Here is a 24,929-nt window from a genome sequence, read left to right as displayed (position 1 = left end):
GAGAAAGAGGGAAATCGGTTATGATTTCCCTCTCAAATCAGACGTTACATCGTTTCCTGTTGTTCATCGAGCGTGACTGTCGTTTGCATCTGTTCACCATTTCGATAGAACGTCACTTCCATTTCATCACCAATGTCCACGTCGGTATACAGGTGACGTCTCAGATCATGAGCCGCTTCAACATCTTCTCCATCTAGTGCTGTAATAACATCATATTGTTCCAACCCAGCATCTGCTGCAGGTGAATTCGGTACGATTTCATGGATAAACACACCTGTTACAATCTCTGGTGGTAAGTTCAGCGTTTCTTGCCAGTGATAACTTGGAATTTCTTCGAGAGAACCGATGATCACTCCCATTTCAGGGCGTCTTACTTCTCCATATTGCTCAATATCTTGAATTACAGGTAAAACGATTGTCGTCGGAATTGCAAATCCAATTCCTTCACCTTGAGCAAGCTTCATTGAGTTAATCCCAATCACTTCACTTTGAATATTTAAGAGAGCCCCACCGCTATTACCAGGTTAATGGCTGCATCTGTTTGCAACACTTCTGCATTCCAATCAATTTGCCCATCACCCGTGAGGTCAACCGGTACACTTCTTTCAGTCGCACTAATAATTCCTAATGTAACTGTGCGTGCAAAGCGAGGTCCCAATGGGTTTCCAATTGCAATCGCTGGTTCCCCAGCTCTTAGATTGTCTGAATTACCAAAATCAGCAACCGTATCGACGTTCTCAGCATCAATTGTCAAAACTGCCAAGTCCGTCCAAATATCTGAGCCAACAAGTTCTGCAGGCACTCTTTGTCCCTCACTTAAACTTACTTCGAGTTCGTCTGAACCTTGGATAACGTGCTCGTTCGTGACAACAAATGCACGGTCTCCTTCAACCTTATAAATCACTCCTGAGCCAGTGCCCGCTTCAACGCCTTCTTCTTGTTGACCAGCTGCACCGCCCCAAAAACTAGTATTTTGTAAATTAAACACGCCAACAACAGCATCACTAACTGCATCGACGACATGCGTTACGTCTGTCGTAACATCTAAATCGATGGTCTCTGATTCCGATGCAAAAAATTGCTCATCTTCTTGTTGATTCGTTTCGGCTTCCTCTTGCGCAGCCGATCCATCCAGATTCATCATCTGACCGACACTTATTATACCAAGTACGAGTACAGCCCCAATAATGACTCCAAGAAATATTGGTTTTCTTGATTTGCTTTTACGGCCTCTTGAAGAGTAATGATCGTCGTAGAAACCCATTGTTGCTCCACCTTTCTTTCTGTGTTGACGATGAACAGAATGTTGTGAGTACCTGCCCCCCAGGATTGTCCACAACATAGTTAGGAGAAAGCGACATGTCGTTGCATAGATTTACCATTAGTTTACGAATAAAATCTCTTTTCGTCCAGTTTTTTAGTCCAACGTCGTTGCTACAATGTTAAACTACCCACATTTCCCATCTTTCAACCATTATTGAGCCATTTATACAGTCTGTAGTGATGTAGGGTGATAAGGATCGGTATCATGAAGAAGCACACCGCCGGTTCCACACGTAACTCCTTCTTCAAGAAGCACTTGCTCTGCTGTCATTTTAGCAAGCTCTTTCATGTTATTATCTAAGCTCAAATGAGCAAGATAAATATGCCTTGTTTTATCTGTAATGATGTCCGCTAGTGCAAGTGCAGCATCCTCGTTTGATACGTGTCCCATATCCCCTAAAATCCGCCGCTTAACGTTCCAAGGATACCGACCCATACGTAACATGTTAATGTCGTGATTCGATTCAAATACGAGCGCATTCGCTTCTTTTAGTGTTCCTTTAATTCGATCACTTACATAGCCCATATCGGTTGCTAACGCTAGCTTGCGATTATTCTCGTGAAAAACAAAAAACATCGGATCAGCTGCATCATGAGAAACTCCAAAAGTTTCAACTGTTAAATCTTGAAACGACACATTCGAACCCGTTTCAAGGTGAAAACGCTGATCGGTTTGAACCGGTCCAATTGACGTCTCCATCGCTTTCCATGTCTTCTCATTTGCATAGATTGGTATATTGTATTTACGAGCAACAATGCCAACCCCTTTAATATGATCACTATGTTCGTGACTGACGAGGATGGCATCGACCTCTGATAATGATCGTCCGATCGTTTGGAACAACTCTTCCATCTTTTTTCCGCTTAATCCTGCATCGATTAGCAACTTGGTTCGTTCTGATTCAACGTACATTGCATTCCCAGTGCTACCACTGGCCAGAACACTAAATCTCATGTTCAATCATCCTTTTTAAGATTCATTGCTAAGTGCGTAAACGTTCCCACGATCCGCATTAACAATATAAGCCGGCGTTTCCCAATATGGAGGCATTTCTTCTTCATCGCTAAACGATTGGTTACTTGCATGAATGCGATAGGCCGGAATGTACCTTGCGTACTCACCGTCAGTAATATGACTGTGATACGCGAGTTCAATACGATGAATGGTTGCGTTCCTTGTAATGACTTGTGCTTCTCGCAAAGCAAGAATCGCGTCTTCTGGTGACATAACTTCAATGTCTTCCTCATGTGGCTTGATTTCAATAAATTGTTGCTCAATAATCGTAATTTCCCCGTCATTTACCGTCACAACGAGGTGAGCATCGCCACCACTTCCATACAACGTAAGTCCTTCATAATTCTTGAAGTAGTGAAACTCCATTTGATCACTATCACTACTCACAACTTCTCCACCAAAAACATATTCGGTTCCTTCATAGATGTTCTGGTCAATAAATTCACGGATGCTAGACAAAGGGCTTCCAGCGTCTAAATTGTAAGGAGAACTTAACAATAAAATTAACTCTTGTTGATCTTCAGCGACTTGATCCACAGATTGAAAATAATCGTTACTGTTGTAGAAACTACTTACTTCTTCAAAAGGAATCACTTCGGTTTCTATGTTCAGACGAGGAAGATCACGATATTCTGGTAGTTGCGTATCAACGATAATGTTCTCAGCTTCAACAATGTCCTCAAAGCTTTGCTCAAGACTACCTTGTTCGCTTGCATAGCTTTCAAAGGATTGTTTAGCAATTAGCTGGTACGTTAAAAACGCGTTTAACAGAAAGAAGGTAACGATAAAGATTGTCTTCGTTCTACTCCAATCCATTGTAATCCCCCTCTGACTGAAAGAGCTCTACACGATGCCATGCACCAGTCGTTGTCTGCACGTACCATGCGGGTGTAAATGTAATGAGCTCTGTAACTTCTTGCTCGTGGCTCATGTCGTACCCTATACGAACATCAACAACCTCATCGACATCGTAGTCCTCTGTAACTGCATCCCATACGACTTCACCTTCCGGAAGTGTTTCAGAAGCACTAAATTCCACATCAGTTCCAAGCGTATAAAGCGGTCTCGTATAGTTCGAGATCACTTGTTGGTGACTTCTCGTCACTTCAATCACTCCATGGTTGCCCGAACCGAGTACAGGAACACCGTTCTCAACAAGATGGAAACGAACCGCTTCATCTAAAGTAGGGTTATTCGTCGTGAAACGATATAGTTGGTAATTATCTGTAAAACCACCGTGGGAATTGACGTAATTAAAAGCCTGTAACGTCACGTGTTCAGGGTTCTCCCGCACGGAAGCTGGAGAAGTGGCATTAATATACTCCATAAATAAATTATTTGTTACACTCATCTGTTCAGAGCTGGCAATGTAATTCTCACGATCGACCTGAATCGTCTCATCTTCAAAAAGCAATTCTTCAAACGCACTTGGAGCAATATAATTACTACCATCAATTTCATAGCTACGACGCATAAAGTCAACTTGCTCTAATGGCAAATAAATCGGCTTTTCTAATCGACTGCCGTGTGGAGCGACCATTTCGCTATATACCGAAAATGTATCCTCATGATGATTGCTTAGTAAATAATCATTAATAAACACATTCATATTCAAATCAACATAAGCTTCCAAGTACAATTGAGGTTGAAACGATACGAATCTGGCAACAACTTCATCTCCACTAGCAAAAAGAAGAATTCGATCAAATTCTGTTGAAAGATCAACAAGGTCTAGCTCTTCTTCTCGGCCAACAAACGACTGCAACAACTCTGCTGGAATACCTGCGGGGTAAATCAATTCAATGTAATCTTGACCAGGATAGACATCTTCTTGATCATACACTTCATCAACAAGCACGAAATTCCATAAATCTAAGTTGTACAGATCATCAACGACTTCTTCCGTTAAATCATCTGCATTTCCGTACGACATACGCTTCTCATCACCAACGCTATACATGAGGTTGGAAGGGCGTACAACGTCTTCAAGTTGAATGGTGTCACCGATACTTTCCGTCGTGCTACTTGCTTCATCCAACTCTTCTAAATTCGGTTGGTATGTCCACAATTGCCACGTAAGTATAAGGCTCGTGGCAATCAACACGATTAGAACCAACGATTTAATTCGCTCTGTCACTCTTCCCACCTACTTTCCTCATAGATACTCGTATAAGGAAGTTGATGGTAATCATTGTACCTTGGCGCAATTCGCTCGATACGCCGATTGTACCTCCATGAGCTTCTACCATTTCCTTTGCAATTGCTAAGCCCAGTCCTGTTCCACCAAGGTTTCTTGCACGAGCTTTATCGACTCGATAAAAACGTTGGAAAATCTTATGTTGATTTTCTCGAGGAATTCCCATTCCTTCATCTTTTACGAAGATCGTGGCACCGTCTTCATGTAAATCGGTCCCAACAGTAATGGTTCCACCGTCTGGTGAGTATTTAATAGCATTAGAAATAATATTGTCGATCACTTGTGTCATTTTGTCGCGATCGATTTCAATTCGCACTGGGTATGTTGGCAACTTACGTACGAACTCAATATTCTTGTCTTTTACCATCATTTCAAAGCGATCGAGAACTTCATGCAACCAAGCAATTAAGTTGTAATGGTGTTTGTTTAATCTCACATCGTCACGATCCATCTTAGAAAGCTGTAGAAGGTCATTAACGAGACGAATCATTCGCTCAGTTTCCGTTTGAGCGACACCTAAAAACCGAGGAGCCAACTCTTGATCATGTAGCGCACCGTCTTCGAGTGCCTCCATGTAGCTCTTTAATGTGGTTAGTGGTGTACGCAGTTCATGAGATACGTTTGCAACGAATTCACGTCGTTCTTGTGCAATTTTCTCTTGTTCTGTTACATCGTGAAGAACGGTAATCAACCCAGTAATCGGTCCATCCTCATGACGAATGACCGAAAAGTTCGCTTCAAGCAAGTAACTTCCATCCCCATCACTGAAATCTAAGATCATTGACTCCGAGTAGTCATAGAGTTTACTTGGTGTTAAATGCTCAGATAACTTCAAGATCTCTGGAAGTGATTGACCCATTGCTTCCTCACTCGACATGCTTAATAAAATCTCTGCTTGTCGATTAAGCAAGATAATCCTTCCAAGTTCATCCGTCGCAATAACGCCATCTGTCATATGTGACAACACCGAACTAAGCTTCCTTCGTTCGCCTTCAGTCGTTGCGTTGGCCTCTTTTAAACTGAGTGTTAGTGTATTAAATGAAGTGGCTAATTTTCCGATTTCGTCACTTCCATACACACGCACTTGTCGGCTAAAGTCACCTTCACTCATACGACTTGCTTGTTTTTGCATATCAAGTACCGGTCTTGTAATCGTTCGTGAAAGCAAAATACCAATAATTGCAGTAATGATGAGTGCAATGACCGCACTCCACGTAAAGATACTACTAATTTCAGTTACTTCTTCATACGTACCCTCAAGCGATGCACGAATATGAGCAATGCCGATGATCTCATCATTGTTGCCTTCTATCTTCTCAATGATGACCCTCGTTCGGTCGCCGGTATCAGGGTTTTGAAACGTTTCTGGCGCTTGCTCATAACCTGCCATCGCTCGGTAAATCTGAATGTTGTTGTTCAAACGCCCAACAAGGTCAGAATCATGAGAGGTAATAATCGTGTAGTTATTGTCCACAATTTCAACGAACTCATTAATATCGCTAAACAATAAATTGACTTGGTCGTTCATTTCTTGACGGATTTGCAGCTGCACATCCCCATCTTCATCAGAGCGAGGCTCTGTTAGAATCTCAGCTGCATTGTTTGCAAGCAAACTTGCACGATCTTCAAGATAATCATTGTAATTCTGTATCGTTTGACTCTCTAAAGTCGTCATGAAAGTCGCGCCAATAATTTGCGTTGCAATAAGAAGAAGCAACACATAAATCGCAATCAGCTTGAATTGGAACGACTTAAAAAAGTTCCGGAACTTCTCCATCCACTACACTACTCCTGTTCAGGGTGACGCAAATAGTAACCGACTCCCCTTCTCGTAATTATCCAAAGTGGATAGCTAGGGTTGTCTTCAACTTTCTCTCTTAATCTTCGAACGGTAACGTCAACCGTACGAACATCTCCAAAATAATCATATCCCCATACTGACTGGAGCAGATGTTCACGAGTCATTACTTGTCCAAGATGACGAGCGAGGTAATGAATTAATTCAAACTCTCGGTGCGTAAGTTCAATTGGCTCTCCTCGTTTTCGTACGAGGTACGCTTCTGGATCAATCGTTAGACCACCGATTTCCATTTCGCCACTCTTTTGCTTATCGTTTTGAGGAACCGCTTGGAGGCGACGAATGTTCGCCTTCACGCGCGCGAGAAGCTCACGTGTACTAAATGGTTTCGTTACATAATCATCGGCACCTAGTTCAAGCCCAAGTACTTTGTCGATCTCTGAATCTTTAGCAGTAAGCATAATGATTGGCATGTCGTAATCTTTACGAACTTCCCGACAAACTTCCATCCCATCACGGTTTGGAAGCATAATATCTAATAAAATCAATTCTGGTTGAAAATCATGTACTTTTTGTAGGGCTTCGTCACCGTCGTAAGCCACTTCAACTTCAAATCCTTCTTTTTTCAAAGAGAACTCTAATATATCCGCAATTGGCTTTTCATCATCAACAACGAGTATTTTTTCGTTCATTATGATCGCCTCTATTCTTTCAATTGTAGTCATACTATACAAGTACGATTGGTATAAATGTTTCGCGCTTCTATTGTACCATAGCGCTTCAATTCAAATAAGAAAAAACCCCGAATTATACATTCGGGGTCTAGCTTAATACTGCTTCATAAGTTGTCGTAAGTGATTTGATTGAATATACGAATGACAGACAATCAAATGGTGGCTCGAGACGGAATCGAACCGCCGACACGTAGATTTTCAGTCTACTGCTCTACCAACTGAGCTATCGAGCCAATTAAAATGGCGGGCCTGACGGGAATCGAACCCGCGATCTCCTGCGTGACAGGCAGGCATGTTAACCGCTACACCACAGGCCCATATTTCAAAAAATAAGTGTCGAATCTCTTCAACTGCTTCGTTCGAGTTGTGTACTTGGTAATACACTTACTCTTTCCTTCTCGTAGCTGATCTGTTTACAATATGTAAATGGTGAGCCATGGAGGACTCGAACCTCCGACCCTCTGATTAAAAGTCAGATGCTCTACCAACTGAGCTAATGGCTCAACTACTTCCTATCGAAGGACAAGACTTATCTTAGCACGCCAAATAAATTTATGCAATGCTTTTTTTGAAGTTCTTTGTAGAACTTTGTTATAAGAGAGATTGCCCTTCTCACCACTATCATTATAACCAAATGCTAAGGGACTTATCCAGCTTGGAACAGATCTGTCGATAATTCTTGGGTCGCCGGTAGACGTCGCATTTTTTTGCTTAAAATCCAATATAGGGCGACACTGAGTAGCAACAATCCTGAAGTTACAATGACCACACCATAGCTAAACCAAGATCCAATAGCACCGCCAATTAAAGAACCGAGTGGGGCAATACCCGCAGCAATTCCCATGACCGCAGCCATAACTCTTCCAAGTAAATGTTCTTCTACAGCCGATTGGATCATCACAAAAGCAATGACGTTTATGCTACCAGCAGGAATGAATGCGAACACAAACAATAGCAATACGACAGCTGGATGGCCACCGATCGCCATCGCAATAAAACATAGACCAGTCACACTAAGAAGTGTTGCATATAAAATTGCAATTGGTACTCGTTGCAACTTGAAGAGTGACACACATGCCGCTCCAATAATTGTTCCTAGCCCACTAGCTGCGAGCAGCATACCATAGAAATCAACGTTACCATACGTAGAACTAAATCCAGGAAGAATCGCAAACACACCTGCAATCGCAAAGTTTACGACGAGAATTCCGATAAGTAGGCGGCTAAAGAACGATTGTTTTAGTACACGTAAACCTTCCCCTAATTGTTCACCATACCCTTTTACTAGCTGTTTAACTGTCCGCTGTTCATCGTTTTTATCTCGTTGCTTTTGCTTTGGTAAGCGTAATTGCATTAACAACAACGCAGAGAATAAAACGTTGCACTGTTTACATAGAATATTGCCACACCGCCAACAACTGCAATAATGATTCCTGCAAACGCGGTAAACAATACGTCTGTCCCTTGATAGGCGACTGAGAACAACGAGTTGCCCGTCGTAAGTTGGTCTTTCTTTAAAATCTTCGGAAGTAAGGTCAATTGTGCAGGATAGAGGAACTGATTACAAAGAGAGACGACTGGCATCACAGTCAAAACAAGTGCAACCGTTAAAAAACCAAAAGCATACGCGAGCGGTAAGACGAGTAGCATAAACACTTGAATGCATTGAGTGAATACGAGTAATTTCTTGAGTTGAAAACGATCAATGACTGGTCCAAGTACAATTTGTAGTAGCGCTGGCATTTGCGTTAAAAATAATGCAAGACCCGAGTACATTGACGAGCCACTCAATTCATATACGAGCCACATCGCAGCGATTGAATACAGACTGCTCCCAGCATTCGAAGCACATCGGCTCAACAATAAAATCATAAAATTAAAATTAGTAAGAATATTTTTCATGTGAATAACCTCTCTCGTTTTTATTTATTTACACCGTTCATTTTTATTGACCGTTGGGCTAAAACAAATGCCTATGCACGAACATAGGCTTTCAGGAGTTGTTGTCTTTTTTATACCAATCAACATGTAAAACGTATTCGGATAAATAAGGATCATCAGTAGAATATTCACCTAACGCATTTTGAAAATCATCGTTCACGCGTTTCATAAATTTCTCGAATGTTTCTTGGTCACCTCTAAACGTATTCGTCATACTTCCTTTAGATCGCAAATCACTCCCCCCGAAAAAGTCTAAAAGCTTATCGTCAACGATGTACGATTTTGCGACTGGTTGATAAAACTTCTGCATAATGCCATTTTTCTCTTCTCGACGCACAATTTCAATAATCCCATTCTTTTCGAGTTCATTTAAGTGATAATGGATTTTGGAACGTGAGATGTCTAATTTCTCCGCTAATTGTTGCCCCGTCAATGGTTGTGTACCGAAGTTCACTAACATTCGACTACGGAACGAATCACTAACGGCACGTACTTGCTCATACGTCGTCATTACAAATATTTCTTTCATTTACACATCACGCCTTTCTTACTCGGTCAACTTTATCTGACTGTATTTTATGCGAGTGACAAAGCATTTGTCAACACTTTTCAAAAAAATTCAATTTTACGTGCCGATATTTTTCTCTCGTCAATCGCTTTTTTCCGCGCTATACTTGTACGTAGTTTTCAAATGGGGAGTGCACATCATGATTAGACTTGCAGGAATGGAAGACCTCTCTGGTGTTGTTGCGATAGCCAAAAAAGCAACAAAGCTAATGAATGAAGAAGGAAGCGACCAATGGAATGAAGAGTACCCTACACTTCACCATTTTGCACAGGATATAAAGAAGAAGTCGCTTTATGTTTACGTCGAAGAACGAATTGAAGGGTTTATCGTTATCAATCAAGAGTTTGCCAAAGAGTACCATCAACTTTCGTGGCGCCATCTTGATACAGACTCTATTACGCTACATCGCCTCGCGGTTAACCCAACAGTACGCAACAAAGGTATTGCTGAAACACTCTTTCGTTTTGCAGAAACAGAAGCGTTAAATCAACAGCTAAAATCAATCAAAATCGATACGTATTCATTAAATACAAAAGCACAGAAGCTTTTCCAAAAACTTGGTTATTCTCAAGTAGGAGAACTCCAAACAGAAGCACGAGAAGAGCCGTTCTTCTACTATGAAAAAGCGATCTAAAAAACTCACCCGCCTTTTTCTAGGCGAGTGAGTTTTCTCTCATCCATTCATTAAATTTTTAGAGAGATGTACTTTGTTTCTATATATTCTTCTAATCCGTGATGTCCGCCTTCACGACCAATACCACTCTGTTTCCATCCTCCAAAAGGTGCCTGAGCAGTGGATGGACCACCATCGTTTAAACCGACAATTCCATATTCAAGGTCCTCACTTAAACGTACCGCCTTACCGATATCACTTGTAAATAAATACGCTGCAAGACCATAAATAGTATCGTTCGCTCTTTGGATTGCTTCTTCATCGGTCTTAAATGTAGCAATCGGGGCGAGTGGCCCGAACGTTTCGTCGTTCATACAAGCCATCTCTTCTGTTATCCCTGTCATAACTGTTGGTGTTAAGAATAACTTACCGATTTTCTCACCGCCAGTAATGACCTTCGCTCCTTGTGACTTTGCATCTTCAATTTGCGATAGCACTTTATCAACAGCATCTGAGTCAATGAGTGGTCCGATATCCGTCTCATCATCAAGACCGTCACCAACTTTTAGTTGTTCAACGAGCACTTTTAGTTTTTCAGTAAATTCTTTCTCGACGGACTCTGCAACGTAAATACGGTTTGCACATACACACGTCTGACCAGCGTTACGGAACTTCGACGCAACCGCTTGTTCAGCTGCATTATCTAAGTCAGCGTCTTCCAAAACGATGAGCGGGGCATGACCACCGAGCTCTAATGAGATTTTCTTAATGTTCTTTGACGCGCCCTCCATTAACGTACGGCCAACTTCTGTAGAACCTGTAAACGTTAATTTACGTACGCGCGTGTCATCTTGCCATACTTCAGAGATTTCACTCGACTTACCAGTGATAACATTGATTACACCTTTAGGAATCCCTGCTTCAACTGCCAGTTCAGCAAGTTTCAAAGCCGTCAATGGCGTTTGAGTTGCTGGTTTAATGACGACTGTACAACCTACAGCAAGTGCTGGTGCAACCTTTCTTGTGATCATTGCAGCTGGGAAGTTCCACGGAGTAATGACGGCCACAACCCCAACGGCTTGTTTCGTTACGAAAATGCGCTTGTTCTCAGCTGACGCTGGAATCGTTTCACCATAAACACGTTTTCCTTCTTCTGCGTACCATTTAATAAATGAATTTGCATAGCCAATCTCACCACGGGATTCTTTCATTGGCTTGCCTTGTTCCTTCGTCATCGTCGTTGCTAATTCTTCTTGATGTTTATCGATAAGATTATGCCACTTTTCAAGCTTCTCTGAACGTTCAGCTGCGGTTAACTTTGACCACGGGCGAAATGCCTCGTATGCTGCATCAACCGCTTGCTTTGCCTCATTTTTGCCACCCTTTGGAACGGTGTCTACAATCGTCCCATTTGCAGGGTTGGTTACATCAATTTGTTCAAGGTCTGCTCCTGTCCATTCGCCATTAATTAAATGCTTCATCTTATCTCTCCTCTCTACATCATACGTAGAGTATAACGCTAGTTTCACATGAAACAAAAGAAAAACGACCTTCGCAAAAGCGAAGGCCATTCATCATCATACGCCCCAAACACCGCGTACTTCATTTGTTTGTGTACGATCAGGTCCTACAGAGAAAATTGATAGTGGAATGTTCGTTAATTGGGAAACTCGTTCCGCATAGTGACGCGCATTTTCAGGAAGATCACTTAATGATTTCGCTCCTGTAATGTCCTCGCTCCACCCTGGCATTTCTTCATACACTGGTTTACATTCCGCTAACACATTAAGACTAGCTGGGAATTCTTCAAGGCGTTCCCCTTGGTACTCATAAGCCGTACAAATCTTCACCGTCTCAAGACCAGAAAGCACGTCTAAACAGTTGAGGGAGAGATCTGTAATCCCACTTACGCGACGTGCGTGGCGTACAACGACGGAATCAAACCAACCGACACGTCTTGGTCGCCTGTAGTCGTTCCATATTCGTTACCAATCTTACGAATGCGATCACCTATTTCATCCATAAGCTCTGTCGGGAATGGACCGTCTCCAACACGAGTCGTATATGCTTTTGAAACCCCAACAACTTTCTGAATTTTAGACGGTCCAACACCTGAACCGATCGCAACACCACCGGCAATAGGGTTTGATGATGTAACGAATGGATACGTTCCTTGATCAATATCAAGCATAACACCTTGGGCACCCTCGAATAATACACGTCGACCTTGATCAATCGCATCATTCAATACGACAGACGTATCACAAACGTATTGTTTTAACTTTTGACCATAATCAAAGTATTCTTCAAGAATCTCTTCTACTGTAAATCCGTTAGTCTCATAGAGTTTTTCCAATAGACGGTTTTTCTCGATCAAGTTACGTGAAAGCTTACTCTCGAATTCCGTCTTCTCTAGAAGATCAGCAATGCGAATACCGATCCGAGCAGCTTTGTCCATATAAGCTGGACCGATACCTTTTTTCGTCGTGCCGATTTTGCTTGCGCCTTTACTCTCTTCTTCCACAATATCTTGTTTTATATGATAAGGAAGGATCACATGCGCACGGTTGCTAATACGCAAATTGCTCGTATCAATGCCACGTTCTTGTAATCCAGTTAACTCTTCTACTAATGCTTTAGGATCGATGACCATGCCGTTTCCAATTACACAAATCTTATCATCATAGAAAATCCCTGACGGTACTAGGTGAAGCTTATACGTTTCTCCACCAAATTTAATCGTATGCCCTGCGTTGTTGCCACCTTGATAACGAGCAACGACTTCCGCGTTTTCTGATAAGTAATCTGTAATCTTCCCCTTGCCTTCGTCTCCCCATTGTGTACCTACAATTACGATGGATGACAAAAGACTCACCTCTTCCGATATAATTAAATCGTTCATTATTTATCTCTTTACCGTAGTCAATTCTATCAAAAGAAAGACTACAGGTCAAAATAAACCGAACATTTATATCAAAAAAAGGATATTCATTCGCCTTATTGTTATCTTTGCTAACAAAAAAGCGAAGGGAATTATCCCTTCGCTTACGCTACGCACCAGGTGGCGCCATGTTCTCATCATGCCTTCGATCAAGGTTGACGAACTTGTTGTATTCTTTTATAAATGCAAGTTCAACACTACCGACTGGACCGTTACGTTGTTTCGCAATAATAATTTCAATCATGTTCTGGTTTTCAGCATCATGATCATAATAATCTTCACGGAACAAAAACGAAACGATGTCCGCATCTTGCTCAATACTTCCTGACTCACGCAAGTCACTCATCATCGGACGCTTATCTTGACGCGACTCTACACTACGCGAGAGCTGAGACAAGGCAATGACCGGTACGTCAAGCTCACGTGCAATCCCTTTTAAGTTACGAGAAATCTCAGAGACTTCTTGTTGACGACTATCTGTTCCTCGCCCTTGAATGAGTTGAAGATAATCGATTAAGATCATGCCTAACCCTTTTTCCTGCTTAAGTCTTCTACACTTCGCACGAATGTCAGCAACACGAATTCCAGGCGAGTCATCGATATAAATGCCTGCTCTGGACAACGTTCCCATCGCCATTGCAAGCTTTTCCCAATCTTCTTCAATCAACTGTCCTGTACGAAGGCGTGTACCGTCGATATTGCCTTCGGCACAGAGCATTCGTTGCACAAGTTGCGATGCTCCCATCTCAAGACTAAAGATCGCAACATTTTCATCACTTTTTGTTGCGATGTTTTGTGCGATGTTTAACGCAAACGCCGTCTTTCCCATAGATGGACGTGCAGCAACGATAATTAAGTCACTGCGTTGAAACCCTGCTGTCATTCGATCAAGCTCTTGAAAGCCGCTTGAAACGCCCGTCAGTGCGTCGCCACGACCTTGTAACATTTCAATGTTGTCATACGTCTCCATTAACACGTCTTTGATGGACACGAATGCACCTGAAGAACGACGATTCGAGACTTCTAGAATCATGCGCTCTGCATCACTTAATACGTCATCGACTTCTTGCTCCGCCTCAAATCCATCTGTTGCAATCGTCGTTGCCGTTCGAATTAATCGACGAAGCAATGATTTTTCTTCGACCGTTCTCGCATAGTGCTGAACGTTTGATGCAGTCGGCACAGCGTTCGCTAAATCGGTTAAATAAGCAACGCCACCTGCTTCTTCAAGCCACTGGCGATTTTGAAGCTCAGAGGTGACTGTGACGAGGTCTACAGGCTCGCCTTTCTCAGAGAGCTCAACCATCGCACTAAAAATTCGTTGATGAGAAGCACGATAAAAGTCTTCAGGGCGCAAACGCTCGGTCGCAGAAACGAGGGATTCCTCTTGCAAGAAAATGGACCTAATACTGCTTGCTCTGCTTCGATATTTTGTGGAGGAAGTCGATCCTCTTGCCATCCTTCTGTCACCGTACCCTCACCTCATTTGCTTATTGTTCTTTTACGTGAATGTTAACTGTCGCTGTTACTTCAGGGTGAATCTTCACAGGCACTTTCGTAACTCCAAGTGTACGAATTGGCTCGCTAAGTTCAATTTTGCGTTTATCAACCTTAAAGCCTTTTTTCTTGAGCGCTTCATGAATTTGCTTTGTGGACACGGCTCCGAATAACTTACCGCCTTCACCTGCTTTAGCATTCATTTCAACGTCTGTACTTTCTAATTCGGCTTTTGTTTTTGCTGCTGCTTCACGTTCTTCTTGAAGCTTTTTATCATCACTTTTTTGCTTCGCTTGCAAATCTTTCATGTTACCGGTTGATGCTTCTACCGCTAAATCGTTCTTCAACAAATAGTTACGTGCGTATCCTTCAGACACGTCTTTCACTTCACCTTTTTTACCTTTACCTTTAACATCTTGCTTAAAAATTACTTTCATGTAGACTGACCTCCCATAGATTGATCCATTGCTTCTTTTAGTTGTTCTTCAACTTGTTCAATAGTCAGGTCATCAAACTGAGCAGCAGCGTTTGATAAATGTCCGCCACCACCCAACTTTTCCATTATTACTTGAACATTGATATCACCTAAAGAACGGGCACTCACACTCACCCGACCGTCATCCCGCTTCGATATGACGAACGAAGCCTTAACGTCATTCATCGTAAGTAACGTATCCGCTGCCTGTGCAATAAGAACAGGATGATAGGTTCGACCTTCTTCACCACGCGCAATGGCCATTCCACTGCCGTAAACCGTCGCACGTCCGATAATTCTTGATCGTTCAATATAGTTATCAAGGTCTTCTTTTAGAAGCAACTGTACCGCTGTTGTATCGGCTCCATTTGCTTTTAAGTAGGAAGCCGCATCAAACGTTCTTGAACCTGTGCGAATGCTAAAATGCTTCGTATCGACCATCATACCCGCAAGCATCGCCGTTGCTTCTAGCGATTCCATTTTCACTTTATTCGGTTGGTACTCTAACAACTCCGTTACTAGCTCTGACGCTGAAGAAGCATACGGTTCCATATACACGAGCGCAGCATTATCAATAAACTCTTCCCCACGACGATGATGATCAAGTACAACGACTCGGTGCACACGATCAAGAAGCTTCGGCTCAATAACAAGTGACGGTTTGTGGGTATCGACAACAACGAGAAGTGTCTGCTTCGTTAATTGTTCCAACGCTTCAGTAGGCGAAATAAACCTCGACCATAAATGCTCATGATGTTCAACTTCATCCATAAGCTTCTGAACGTCAGGACTCACTTGATCAGGATCAAGAACGATATACGCATCTTTGTTGTTCACTTCTGCGACTTTTAATACGCCGATACTTGCTCCAATCGCATCCATATCAGGCGTTTTATGCCCCATAACGATCACTTGATTACTCTCTCTTACAAAATCCCTTAAAGCATGAGAAATAACCCGTGCTCTTACACGTGTTCGCTTTTCTACCGCGTTCGTCTTTCCGCCATAAAAACGTACTTGCCCGCTTTTCTCTTTAATTGCTACTTGATCCCCACCACGACCTAAAGCAAGATCGAGTGAAGACTGTGCGAGGGATCCGAGATCACGGAGCGTTTTCTCTCCGGTTCCAATTCCAATACTTAGCGTAATCGCTACGCGATCCTTGGATGACTCTTCACGAATATCATCAACAATTTGGAAACGATTCATTTCCACTTCTTGAAGAGCCCGATGGTTAAAAACGGCCATAAAACGGTCATCATCAATGCTCCGAAGTAAAATGTCATGCTCATTTGCCCATTTGTTTAACATCGTTACGACTTTGTTTCGGAGACTACTCGTCACTTCGTCATCTAAGGTCTGTGTAACATCATCATAGTTATCTAAATAAATAAAGCCAATAACCGTTTGTTCCTCACGATATCGCTCTTTCGTTTCAATCGTTTCCGTCATATCAAAGAAATAAAGCAATCGCTCATCTGGTCGTTCATACACGTAATGCTCAAGATCGCCAAGTTTCAAGCGATGCTCGGTTTTTTTATCTTCAATATAGATCGGAAGATCTGATGAAATGATCGACAACGACTTCCCTAAATAATCTTCTCCGAGAAGATCACGAATATAAGGGTTCGCCCATTGAATTTCAAAGTTCTGGTCATACAACACAATTCCGACTGGTAAATTCGTAACCGCTTCTTCACCTGCTCGATTGACACGGTGGGAGAGTGTTGTAATGTATTGGCTTAACTCTTGTTGGAAATTCGAACGCGCATAGAAAAAAACAACACCGATGACAATGAGTGTCACATAACCTACAACAGCAAGCATCCAATTATAAAAAAGCAATACTGTCACACTCGCTGTTGTGACTGTAAACATAAAGATCATCGGATATAAATACCAATGTTGTTTTGTTATTTCGGGCATTCCATCAACCCCTATTTGAATCAGGCTTAATCCGGCTTCTTAAATCAAAACCAAGATCAATGATCCCTAAGATTCGTACAAAAAACGTAATAATCGGTATCACAAGTGCTGAGAACAAGATGATGATCGGTAGCGCCTTTGAGATCTTCTTCACATGGGCAAAATAAAACATAACCGCTGCACCTTGGACAATCATCGCAATCTCAAGTAAAGGTGTAACATTCATCATGAAAATTGAAAGTGCTGATCCTGGGTCGCTTACCCCAACAAGGCTAACGATAATACCGAGTAAATAAATCCAGATAAAAAATGTCGGCAATGACCACTCTCTAAGAGGTGGAAAACCGAACGGCTTATTCAACAATCTTCTTAAAATCGGATGCGCAATGACTTGCGTGATAAACGCGTACATCACACCTGTAAAAATCATAAGCATCGCAGACATTTGCGGAATCATATTTGCTAATTCCCGGTATGCAGTAATCGCTTCTTCGTCCGTTTCTGCACCAAAGTTCTGCATCAATTGTTCTGCCGAGTTCATCGATTCGATCATACCTGTGCGAATCGCTTCAAAAGGATGGATTCCCATCACAACATTCGAAAATACAAAGAGCACAAAAATTGCTAGAACGTAACTTACACTACCTGTAAATAAGGTCTGAAATGCCCCTCTACCTTTTGAATAGCTCACACCCATTACAAAACCGCCAATTCCAAACAACAGAATAATTGGCAATGCTAAAGCTGTGGCAAGCAGAAAGGTTATAAGCGTTGCAACTACTAATACGAGAGCCCCCGGCTTCATTCCGTGACGGATCGTATAAACCATCATCGGTAGCGGCAATAACCAAATCGTCAAAAGCGCTACAACAGGGATATATAGTGTCATAACCATAAGTATGGTAAACAGAGCAACAACGACGGCTCCTTCGGTAATTCTACGTGACTGATTCATTCAGAAAATAACCACCAATCTTAGGCTTCATACATATCTTACACTGATCTATTGTAGCCCATTCACACGTAAATTGAAAGGTAATGCTCTTTAAGTATACGTGAAAAAAGCCGCCATCTACTAATGAGATGACGGCTTCCTTGAACACATTCTTAAACTTCTTTCGCGTATGGAAGAAGTGCTGCTTGACGTGAACGCTTGATCGCGATCGTCAATTTGCGTTGATACTTCGCAGAAGTACCAGTCACACGACGAGGAAGAATTTTTCCTCGCTCTGAGATAAACTTACGGAGAAGATCAAGATCTTTGTAGTCGATGCGCTTGATCTTATTTACCGTGAAATAACATACCTTTCTACGCTTGCCTCTACGACGTGCCATGTGGTCTCGCTCCTTTCAATTTAAAATGGTAAATCGTCGTCCGATATATCGATCGGTTTTCCATCATTAGAAAATGGATCGTCGTTCAGGTTCGATGATTGACGTTGTGGTGGTTCTTGAGAGTAAGAACCATTCTGGCTGTAGCCTCCACCGCTTTGGCCGTAACCTCCGCCTTGTTGGAAACCACCGCCGCCTCCACCGCTCCCTTGGGAGTTTCTCGGTTCGAGGAACTGAACGCTTTCAGCCTGAACTTCCACAACTTTCACGCGCTTGCCTTCTTGGTTTTCAAAGCTGCGGCTTTGTAAGCGGCCATCAATCCCTGCCAAACTTCCTTTTTTCAAGTAGTTTGCCACGTTTTCTGCCTGCTTCCTCCACACAACACAGCTGAAAAAGTCCGCTTCACGCTCTCCTTGCTGGTTCGTAAACGGTCGATTCACAGCAATACTAAAGTTTGCAACTGCAACTCCATTCGGCGTGTAACGAAGCTCCGGGTCATGGGTGAGCCGGCCGACAAGCACAACGCGATTAATCATGCGTAACCCTCCCTTTTATCTATCAATTAGTCGTCTTCGCGAACGACAAGTGTACGAATAACATCATCAGTTAGCTTAACACGACGGTCAAACTCGTTTACCGCTGCTGCGTTAGCATTAACTTTTGTAATTACATAGTAGCCTTCTTTGAAATCGTTGATTTCGTAAGCAAGACGACGTCTTCCTTTTTCATCAACTGATGTGATTTCAGCACCGTTGTCTGTAAGGATCTTTTGGAAACGCTCATTAGCAGCTTTCACTGACTCCTCGTCCAACTGTGGGCTAAGAATGTAAAGAATTTCATATTTACGCATTCTAGTCACCTCCCTTTGGTCTAAACGGCCCTCACTTAATTAAGTAAGAGCAAGGAGCAATAAAACGGGTTATCCCATTTCTATACTCACAACAATCAATTCTATCAGGAAACGTGTGCAATCACAAGTTGGAATTTTTATATAGGTAAGAAGTGTTCGAGCGAGGTTGGGGGGCGCGGTTTAATTGGTTCGGGGCAATAAAATTTCAGCTATGTGGGGATTTTCATAATTTCAGTATCATTTTAAGGGTAAATCCCCTCAAAAAACGACTTTTGTTGCGATTTTGAAGGTTTATGCGGGGATTTAAACTTTCATCTTGTAATAAAACGTTTAAAATCCCCACATGGAGCTAAAATTCTCACGTTAGTGGCATCTTCAACTTATACTTTGTCTGCCTTTGTTTACAAAGCTGCCTTTCTGAAGCAACTCGTTCATTTCTCACACATAATAACGATCGTCTACTTCTAAAAACGTTCGTGCCTCAGCATTCGTTATCGTCACCTTGTTCAACATTGGATAGTCCTGCAAGCTTATAACGTAATTCTTACGTGTCTTTTCTCCACAGTGATAGCACGTCCAATACGCGTGCCACTTTTCTTTGTGAAGTGTAGATCCAAAACAACGTTCACAATACATTCCACTTCGAAGATTCCCAAATTCGAGACCAAACGACTTTAATGGGCTAAACCATGCTGGTAAATGATGATTTGCAACGATTCGAGCGAAGCGATACATTTCTTTCACTGTTATTAGACACTGGCTGTGTTGACGATTTAAGCTCTCAATTTTAGACACGACAGCTTCCCTCCGCCAAACTCGTTCTAGAACCATTTCTTTATAAGACTCAGATACACTTAAAATCGTTACATGTGACGTAAAAATAATACGACTGAATACGGGTAAATGTTCAGGTAAGTTGTAATGCTGAAGGAATGTTTTTAACAAGCGTTTTCGTCGAAGACATTGCTCAAGAGGATTTGGAAACATCACAATATTCGTGTCTACACGCATGAAATAATCATAGTCTCCGAAATGAACACATCCATGAATGTGTTTGACTTAAAGAATGAGTATTTAACTTAATGTAAACACCAAAAAATCGAGTTGAAACACCGATTCACTTACGAGGCGAGTGTTGTGGAGTACTAGATTAGGCTCCGGTTGGCTGTCTAAACTTTTGAGGTGAATTCCAAGTTGCCTTTCACCGGTATAACCTGCGTGTGCCGTCGCAGCCTATCTTCAACCTCAAGGATTATCCCGTTATTCTCTTGCGGTAACCGACGGGGTAACGCTTCAAACAACCAAACCTGTTCAGGCGTGCGCAACTCCTTTACATAGTCAATCAATGCATAGGTCCCTCCTTCTTATGAACAAGTTTTCGACATCAAACGATGAAAACCTGCCGTAACCCGAAATAATATTGACTTTTCAGACATTAGTATATATCTTTAAGATACATATCATAAAGATATAGAGGTGTAGAATGAAAACAGAAACAAAATGGATCATTTTAGGGATTATCACGTCCGAGTGCAAAACCGGATATGACATCAAAAACTTAATTGATGCCAGTTTTAGTCACTTTTGGAAAATGAGTTACGGTCAAATTTATCCTGCGCTGAAAACGTTAGTGGAAGATGGATACGCTACGCAATCTGTCATTAAAGCTGATGGAACACCTGAACGCAAAGAGTATACGATCACTACCGCCGGAAAAAAGAAGCTCAAAGAATGGCTTACTACTCCTGTAAATGAAACTGTTGTTATGCGTAATGAATTGCTTGTGAAATTATTTTTCGGGTTGGAGATGCAAAGAGAACAAGCGCTCGCGCACCTAGATAAACAAGAACAAATGCTAAGTGAAAAGCTCGAAGTCTATCACACCATTGAAGAGAACATCCAAACCCATAATGATTCTGAATTTTGGCTGTACACACTTAATTATGGCAAAGAAATTGCTCAAGCCGAACTACGTTGGTGCCAAAAAACAAAGGAGAGTATTCAATGCAAAAGCGAATAAGTACGCATAACGATCAAGACCTTGTCGTATTCATCATCGGAATGAGAATTAACAAATGGTGGAACGTAAAAAATTGGTGGCCAGTATTTATGGCCATGAGACCGATGCTTCAAGAGCTGTATGCAGATAAAAGTACAGGCTTCTTGTCACAAGACACTACACTTGGCGGTCGCACGATTGTCCTGACGCAATATTGGGAAAGCATCGATCAGCTCCTCGATTATGCACACGGTAAAACCCATAAAGAAGCGTGGATCAATTTCTACAAAAAGTCAGCAAAAAGCGAAGCCGTTGGCATTTTCCACGAAACATATGAGGTGAAAGCCGGTGCTTATGAATCCGTTTATTCGCGAATGAACAAGCCAAGAGGCATTTTAAAAGCAAGAGAAGCGCAAGCATTGACTGATGACTCTACAGCTAAGAGTCGCCTAACTCATCCTTAAAACTCATTACCGCACGAGTCGTTATTATAAAAAAAGCTCCCACACGGGAGCTTCTACACATTAAACCTAAAGTGAATAACATCGCCATCAAGCACGACGTAGTCTTTTCCTTCAAGACGGACTTTACCAGCTTCTTTTGCATTCGTCATTGAACCGAGTTCTTTAAGGTCTTCGTATGCGACCACTTCGGCACGGATGAATCCTCGCTCAAAGTCGGTATGGATGACGCCTGCGGCTTGTGGTGCCTTTGTGCCTTTACGAATCGTCCACGCGCGAACTTCTTGTTCTCCAGCAGTGAAGTATGTGGAGAGACCTAAAAGAGCGTAAGCTGCACGAATTAAGCGATCGAGTCCTGCTTCTTCAATGCCAAGATCAGCGAGGAAGCTTTGGCGATCGTCGCCTTCTAGTTCAGCAACTTCAGCTTCAATGCTTGCACAAATTGTAATTACTTCTGCGTTTTCTTCCGTTGCACGGGTACGAACTCGAGCGACGTACTCGTTATCTTCGTCAGACAAGAGATCTTCTTCGCTAACATTTGCGACATAAAGGACTGGTTTCAACGTTAACAGTTGAAAACCTTTAGCAAGCTTATGCTCCTCGTCGTCAAGATCGACTGAACGTGCTGGCTTTTCAGCCTCAAGTGCATCGACGATTTTTTGGAGAACAGATTGCTCAGCAATCGCTGTTTTGTCCTTCGTTTTGGCGAGCTTGTTTACTTTTTCAAGACGTTTTGAAATTGTTTCAAGGTCAGCAAGAATCAGCTCTAAGTTAATCACTTCCATGTCTCTTAGAGGATCAACACTTCCCGAAACGTGGGTGATGTCATCGTTATCAAAACAACGGACAACGTGAGTAATCGCATCAACTTCACGAATATGGGATAAAAATTTATTCCCAAGTCCTTCACCCTTGCTAGCACCTTCTACAATTCCAGCAATGTCCGTGAATTCAAATGTCGTTGGGACTGTTTTCTTTGGATTTACAAGTTCAGTAAGAACTTGTAAACGGTGATCAGGTACTTCAACGATTCCGACGTTCGGGTCGATTGTTGCGAATGGGTAGTTCGCTGCTTCAGCACCTGCTTGGGTAATTGCATTAAAAAGCGTTGACTTACCGACGTTTGGTAGGCCAACAATTCCTGTTGTTAAAGCCATCGTATAGTCACTTCCTTTACTCTGCTCGTTCAAGCACCTTTTTCATTTTACGGGCGAATGTCTTTCTCGGGATCATGACGCTATGATCACAACCTTCACATTTAATGCGAATGTCCATTCCCATACGAATAATCTTCCAACGGTTCGTCCCACACGGATGAGGTTTTTTCATTTCCACAATGTCTTTCAGTTGAAAATCAGTCTCCGTCAAGGCATTCGCCCCCTCTATTAAAGAATCATTACATACATATAGAAAAGCTTCCGAAGATCGGAAGCCTTTCGTATTATACCATAACTTGTAACCTTCGTTCTAGCGCAGTTTCGGTTGGTCATCTTGGAGAAAAGGGAAGAGCAAAACGGAGCCTAACAAGTATAAATTCAGCATCCCATAAAGAGGATACAAAAAACCAACCAATGTTGAGAATCCGAACGTTGTCATCGGGATCAAAGCAGTGACAATGACGAACGTTAACAGCCACCCAGGTGCAGTAAACAAATTTTTAAAGCGACTAATTAAACCTAAGATGTTGGCAGCAGCCGTTGTGAAGATGGCTGTCCATAAAAGGATCGTCATTGCAAAAATTAAAATCGACGGATAGGAACTTAAAATTGAGAATAACGGAATTTCATATAGCAGTAAATCATCCGCTACCCTAAGTAACGATTGATTATAAATTAATGACACTCCTCCTAAAATTAAACCGCTACCAATCGTAGCAATCCATACCTCACCTTTATGTTCAATCTTCGTTCCAATCGCTGATAGTACAGCGACAACGGGAAGTAAATTAAGAGCTGTAAACGTTAAAGCCGATGGCCAGTTGCTTTGTGCGCCCCATTCCAATGAAAAGCCGCCTTCGCTCGTCGATTGAAAGATAATCAAAATAACAACAAGGCAGATGATCAGCATTGGCGTCAAAAAATTGTTCACAGACGTTAACCCGTCCAAGTCCCAGATAAACAATATGACAAGTAAAATGCACATGAGGCCAATTCCAAACCAATAGGGAAGTTCGAACGTCTGAAGTGTTGCACCTCCACCAGAGATCATAATTCCAGTCGTAAGGAACAGATACAAGATAATGAGCTTGTCATACGCTTTTGCAAGCCGTTTTCCGAGCAATGCTTCTAAAACAACGACGTAGTTTTCCGCTTTCAAAGAAATGCTTAGCTTTAAGATTACATACGAGCAGATCATGAACAGTCCGCTGAATAATAGGATTGCAACGACGCTATCTGCGCCGAAAAATTGCCATATTTCTCGACCAGAAGCGTACCCTGCACCGATCATCGTTCCTGTTAATAAAAGCATCCACTTTATTCCACGACCGATCATACTATTCTCCCCTTATTCAACCCGTTGTATAGTCTTTGAAAAAAGTTCCTATACTGGGACTAGTATGTTTTGGGAGAAAGAGGTATGTCCATGAAGCTATCATTTTTTAAAGAAAAGATGTTTTCTTATCCATTTTACTTTGAAGAGCATCCGTCTAGTGATTCATTGGCACATCTGATGTGTGAGGAAATTCTATGCTCTACAAAACGACATACGATTGTCCTTCTTTGTATTGGTACTGATCGTTCCACAGGAGATGCGTTCGGACCTCTAGTTGGCACAATTATTAAAGAGAACAGCGAACGACGTATGCACGTATACGGGACACTAGAAAATCCTGTTCATGCGCTAAACCTTAAAGAAACCCTTGAAGACATCGAAAAAAAACACCCTCTTGCTTTGCTCATTGCGATCGATGCGAGCATGGGAAGAGCAGAAAACGTCGGACGGGTTACGTTTGCTTCTGGTCCGCTTCATCCCGGTAGTGCAGTACACAAACGTCTACCTGAAGCGGGTGATATGCATATGACGGGGACAGTCAATGTAAGCGGTATGATGGAACATGTAACGCTACAGAATACTCGATTGTACTTTGTGATGCAGATGGCCGAATGGGCTGCCAATGCGTTGCTTACGATGGACAGACTTCTCCATACCCACACGACAAGACCAACACGTACCGTCTTTACTACAGAAGCTTCACAGTTATTAACATCAAGCACAAACCAACACTAAAACGCTCAACATTCAATGTTGAGGCGTTTAC

23 protein-coding genes, 3 tRNA genes and 3 pseudogenes are annotated in these 24,929 nt (G+C 42.2%); 4 read left to right on the top strand and 25 right to left on the bottom strand.

The genetic code is table 11. From position 1 onward, the window contains the following. Positions 1-44 precede the first annotated feature (44 nt). The 12 genes and pseudogenes from JCM19038_RS03145 to JCM19038_RS03095 all read right to left on the bottom strand — a co-directional run bounded on the left by JCM19038_RS03145 (position 45) and on the right by JCM19038_RS03095 (position 9,537). Positions 45-1,264: pseudogene (locus JCM19038_RS03145) on the bottom strand (S1C family serine protease). 222 nt (positions 1,265-1,486) lie between these two features. Continuing rightward, positions 1,487-2,284 carry an MBL fold metallo-hydrolase gene (locus JCM19038_RS03140; protein ID WP_042414504.1) on the bottom strand — a complete coding sequence of 266 codons (798 nt, stop codon included), beginning with the start codon at positions 2,282-2,284 and terminating at the stop codon, positions 1,487-1,489. 9 nt (positions 2,285-2,293) lie between these two features. Further along, entirely contained in the window at positions 2,294-3,154 is an 861-nt protein-coding gene (gene yycI / locus JCM19038_RS03135) for a two-component system regulatory protein YycI (protein ID WP_042414501.1), read from the bottom strand. Continuing rightward, a complete protein-coding gene (locus JCM19038_RS03130) occupies positions 3,141-4,475 on the bottom strand; it encodes a YycH family regulatory protein (protein ID WP_042414498.1) in 1,335 nt (444 codons plus the stop codon). Before JCM19038_RS03130 ends, yycI begins: the two co-directional genes overlap by 14 nt. Next, positions 4,459-6,312, bottom strand: coding sequence for a cell wall metabolism sensor histidine kinase WalK (gene walK, locus JCM19038_RS03125; protein WP_042414495.1), 1,854 nt, complete (start codon positions 6,310-6,312; stop codon positions 4,459-4,461). Before walK ends, JCM19038_RS03130 begins: the two co-directional genes overlap by 17 nt. Positions 6,313-6,320: 8 nt before the next feature. Beyond that, a complete protein-coding gene (yycF, locus tag JCM19038_RS03120; RefSeq protein WP_042414492.1) occupies positions 6,321-7,025 on the bottom strand; it encodes a response regulator YycF in 705 nt (234 codons plus the stop codon). Positions 7,026-7,224: 199 nt separating this feature from the next. Further along, positions 7,225-7,300 (bottom strand) — tRNA-Phe (locus tag JCM19038_RS03115). Positions 7,301-7,308: 8 nt separating this feature from the next. Continuing rightward, a tRNA-Asp gene (locus tag JCM19038_RS03110) sits at positions 7,309-7,384 on the bottom strand. 110 nt (positions 7,385-7,494) lie between these two features. Then, positions 7,495-7,570, bottom strand: a tRNA-Lys gene (locus tag JCM19038_RS03105). A 143-nt stretch (positions 7,571-7,713) separates the two neighbouring features. Then, positions 7,714-8,421 carry an MFS transporter gene (locus tag JCM19038_RS24205; protein ID WP_052361008.1) on the bottom strand — a complete coding sequence of 236 codons (708 nt, stop codon included), beginning with the start codon at positions 8,419-8,421 and terminating at the stop codon, positions 7,714-7,716. After that, positions 8,421-8,969 (bottom strand): MFS transporter, encoded by a 549-nt coding sequence (locus JCM19038_RS24200; RefSeq protein WP_052361007.1) that lies wholly within the window; start codon positions 8,967-8,969, stop codon positions 8,421-8,423. Before JCM19038_RS24200 ends, JCM19038_RS24205 begins: the two co-directional genes overlap by 1 nt. A gap of 91 nt (positions 8,970-9,060) precedes the next feature. Beyond that, on the bottom strand, positions 9,061-9,537 hold the full coding sequence (locus JCM19038_RS03095) for a transcriptional regulator (RefSeq protein ID WP_042414488.1): 477 nt from the start codon (positions 9,535-9,537) through the stop codon (positions 9,061-9,063). 178 nt (positions 9,538-9,715) lie between these two features. Between JCM19038_RS03095 and JCM19038_RS03090 the strand changes: the two genes are divergently transcribed. Continuing rightward, complete coding sequence (locus tag JCM19038_RS03090; RefSeq protein WP_052361005.1) at positions 9,716-10,210, top strand: GNAT family N-acetyltransferase; 495 nt, start codon at positions 9,716-9,718, stop codon at positions 10,208-10,210. 50 nt (positions 10,211-10,260) lie between these two features. Here JCM19038_RS03090 and JCM19038_RS03085 read toward each other — a convergent pair whose 3' ends face one another. From JCM19038_RS03085 to JCM19038_RS03040, 10 genes and pseudogenes are all read right to left on the bottom strand, one after another. Next, positions 10,261-11,670, bottom strand: coding sequence for an NAD-dependent succinate-semialdehyde dehydrogenase (locus JCM19038_RS03085; RefSeq protein ID WP_042414485.1), 1,410 nt, complete (start codon positions 11,668-11,670; stop codon positions 10,261-10,263). Positions 11,671-11,766: 96 nt separating this feature from the next. Next, positions 11,767-13,055 (bottom strand): annotated as a pseudogene (locus tag JCM19038_RS03080) (adenylosuccinate synthase). Between the two features lie 184 nt (positions 13,056-13,239). After that, a pseudogene (dnaB, locus tag JCM19038_RS03075) lies at positions 13,240-14,600 on the bottom strand (replicative DNA helicase). A 20-nt stretch (positions 14,601-14,620) separates the two neighbouring features. Further along, positions 14,621-15,064 (bottom strand): 50S ribosomal protein L9, encoded by a 444-nt coding sequence (gene rplI / locus JCM19038_RS03070; protein WP_042414482.1) that lies wholly within the window; start codon positions 15,062-15,064, stop codon positions 14,621-14,623. After that, on the bottom strand, positions 15,061-17,028 hold the full coding sequence (locus JCM19038_RS03065; protein WP_042414479.1) for a DHH family phosphoesterase: 1,968 nt from the start codon (positions 17,026-17,028) through the stop codon (positions 15,061-15,063). The genes rplI and JCM19038_RS03065 overlap by 4 nt, the downstream gene beginning before the upstream one ends. A gap of 4 nt (positions 17,029-17,032) precedes the next feature. Beyond that, the gene (locus tag JCM19038_RS03060) at positions 17,033-17,983 is read right to left on the bottom strand and encodes a YybS family protein (RefSeq protein WP_042414476.1); all 951 of its coding nucleotides are present in this window, start codon (positions 17,981-17,983) and stop codon (positions 17,033-17,035) included. A 152-nt stretch (positions 17,984-18,135) separates the two neighbouring features. Then, entirely contained in the window at positions 18,136-18,363 is a 228-nt protein-coding gene (gene rpsR, locus JCM19038_RS03055; protein ID WP_042358060.1) for a 30S ribosomal protein S18, read from the bottom strand. 20 nt (positions 18,364-18,383) lie between these two features. Next, a complete protein-coding gene (gene ssb / locus JCM19038_RS03050; RefSeq protein ID WP_042414474.1) occupies positions 18,384-18,896 on the bottom strand; it encodes a single-stranded DNA-binding protein in 513 nt (170 codons plus the stop codon). Positions 18,897-18,922: 26 nt separating this feature from the next. Then, positions 18,923-19,210, bottom strand: a complete 288-nt coding sequence (gene rpsF, locus JCM19038_RS03045; RefSeq protein ID WP_042358059.1) for a 30S ribosomal protein S6 — start codon at positions 19,208-19,210, stop codon at positions 18,923-18,925. A 438-nt stretch (positions 19,211-19,648) separates the two neighbouring features. Continuing rightward, complete coding sequence (locus JCM19038_RS03040; protein ID WP_042414471.1) at positions 19,649-20,221, bottom strand: hypothetical protein; 573 nt, start codon at positions 20,219-20,221, stop codon at positions 19,649-19,651. A 472-nt stretch (positions 20,222-20,693) separates the two neighbouring features. Between JCM19038_RS03040 and JCM19038_RS03035 the strand changes: the two genes are divergently transcribed. Further along, the gene (locus JCM19038_RS03035) at positions 20,694-21,230 is read left to right on the top strand and encodes a PadR family transcriptional regulator (protein WP_042414468.1); all 537 of its coding nucleotides are present in this window, start codon (positions 20,694-20,696) and stop codon (positions 21,228-21,230) included. Beyond that, positions 21,215-21,673 carry a DUF4188 domain-containing protein gene (locus tag JCM19038_RS03030; protein ID WP_042414466.1) on the top strand — a complete coding sequence of 153 codons (459 nt, stop codon included), beginning with the start codon at positions 21,215-21,217 and terminating at the stop codon, positions 21,671-21,673. Before JCM19038_RS03035 ends, JCM19038_RS03030 begins: the two co-directional genes overlap by 16 nt. 53 nt (positions 21,674-21,726) lie before the next feature. On the opposite strand, the gene ychF is transcribed toward JCM19038_RS03030, so the two are convergent. The 3 genes from ychF to JCM19038_RS03015 all read right to left on the bottom strand — a co-directional run bounded on the left by ychF (position 21,727) and on the right by JCM19038_RS03015 (position 24,163). Further along, positions 21,727-22,827 (bottom strand): redox-regulated ATPase YchF, encoded by a 1,101-nt coding sequence (gene ychF / locus JCM19038_RS03025; protein ID WP_042415114.1) that lies wholly within the window; start codon positions 22,825-22,827, stop codon positions 21,727-21,729. Positions 22,828-22,843: 16 nt separating this feature from the next. Further along, a complete protein-coding gene (locus tag JCM19038_RS03020) occupies positions 22,844-23,038 on the bottom strand; it encodes a DUF951 domain-containing protein (protein WP_042358055.1) in 195 nt (64 codons plus the stop codon). A gap of 99 nt (positions 23,039-23,137) precedes the next feature. Then, a complete protein-coding gene (locus tag JCM19038_RS03015; protein WP_042414463.1) occupies positions 23,138-24,163 on the bottom strand; it encodes a membrane protein in 1,026 nt (341 codons plus the stop codon). A gap of 90 nt (positions 24,164-24,253) precedes the next feature. On the opposite strand from JCM19038_RS03015, the gene yyaC reads away from it, so the two are divergent. Continuing rightward, entirely contained in the window at positions 24,254-24,898 is a 645-nt protein-coding gene (yyaC, locus tag JCM19038_RS03010; protein ID WP_052361000.1) for a spore protease YyaC, read from the top strand. The last annotated feature ends 31 nt before the right edge of the window (positions 24,899-24,929 follow it).

It is taken from the genome of Geomicrobium sp. JCM 19038 (assembly GCF_000698125.1).
Taxonomy (GTDB): Bacteria; Bacillota; Bacilli; order Bacillales; family Marinococcaceae; genus Geomicrobium_A.
This window is presented reverse-complemented; position numbering and strand designations above follow the sequence as displayed.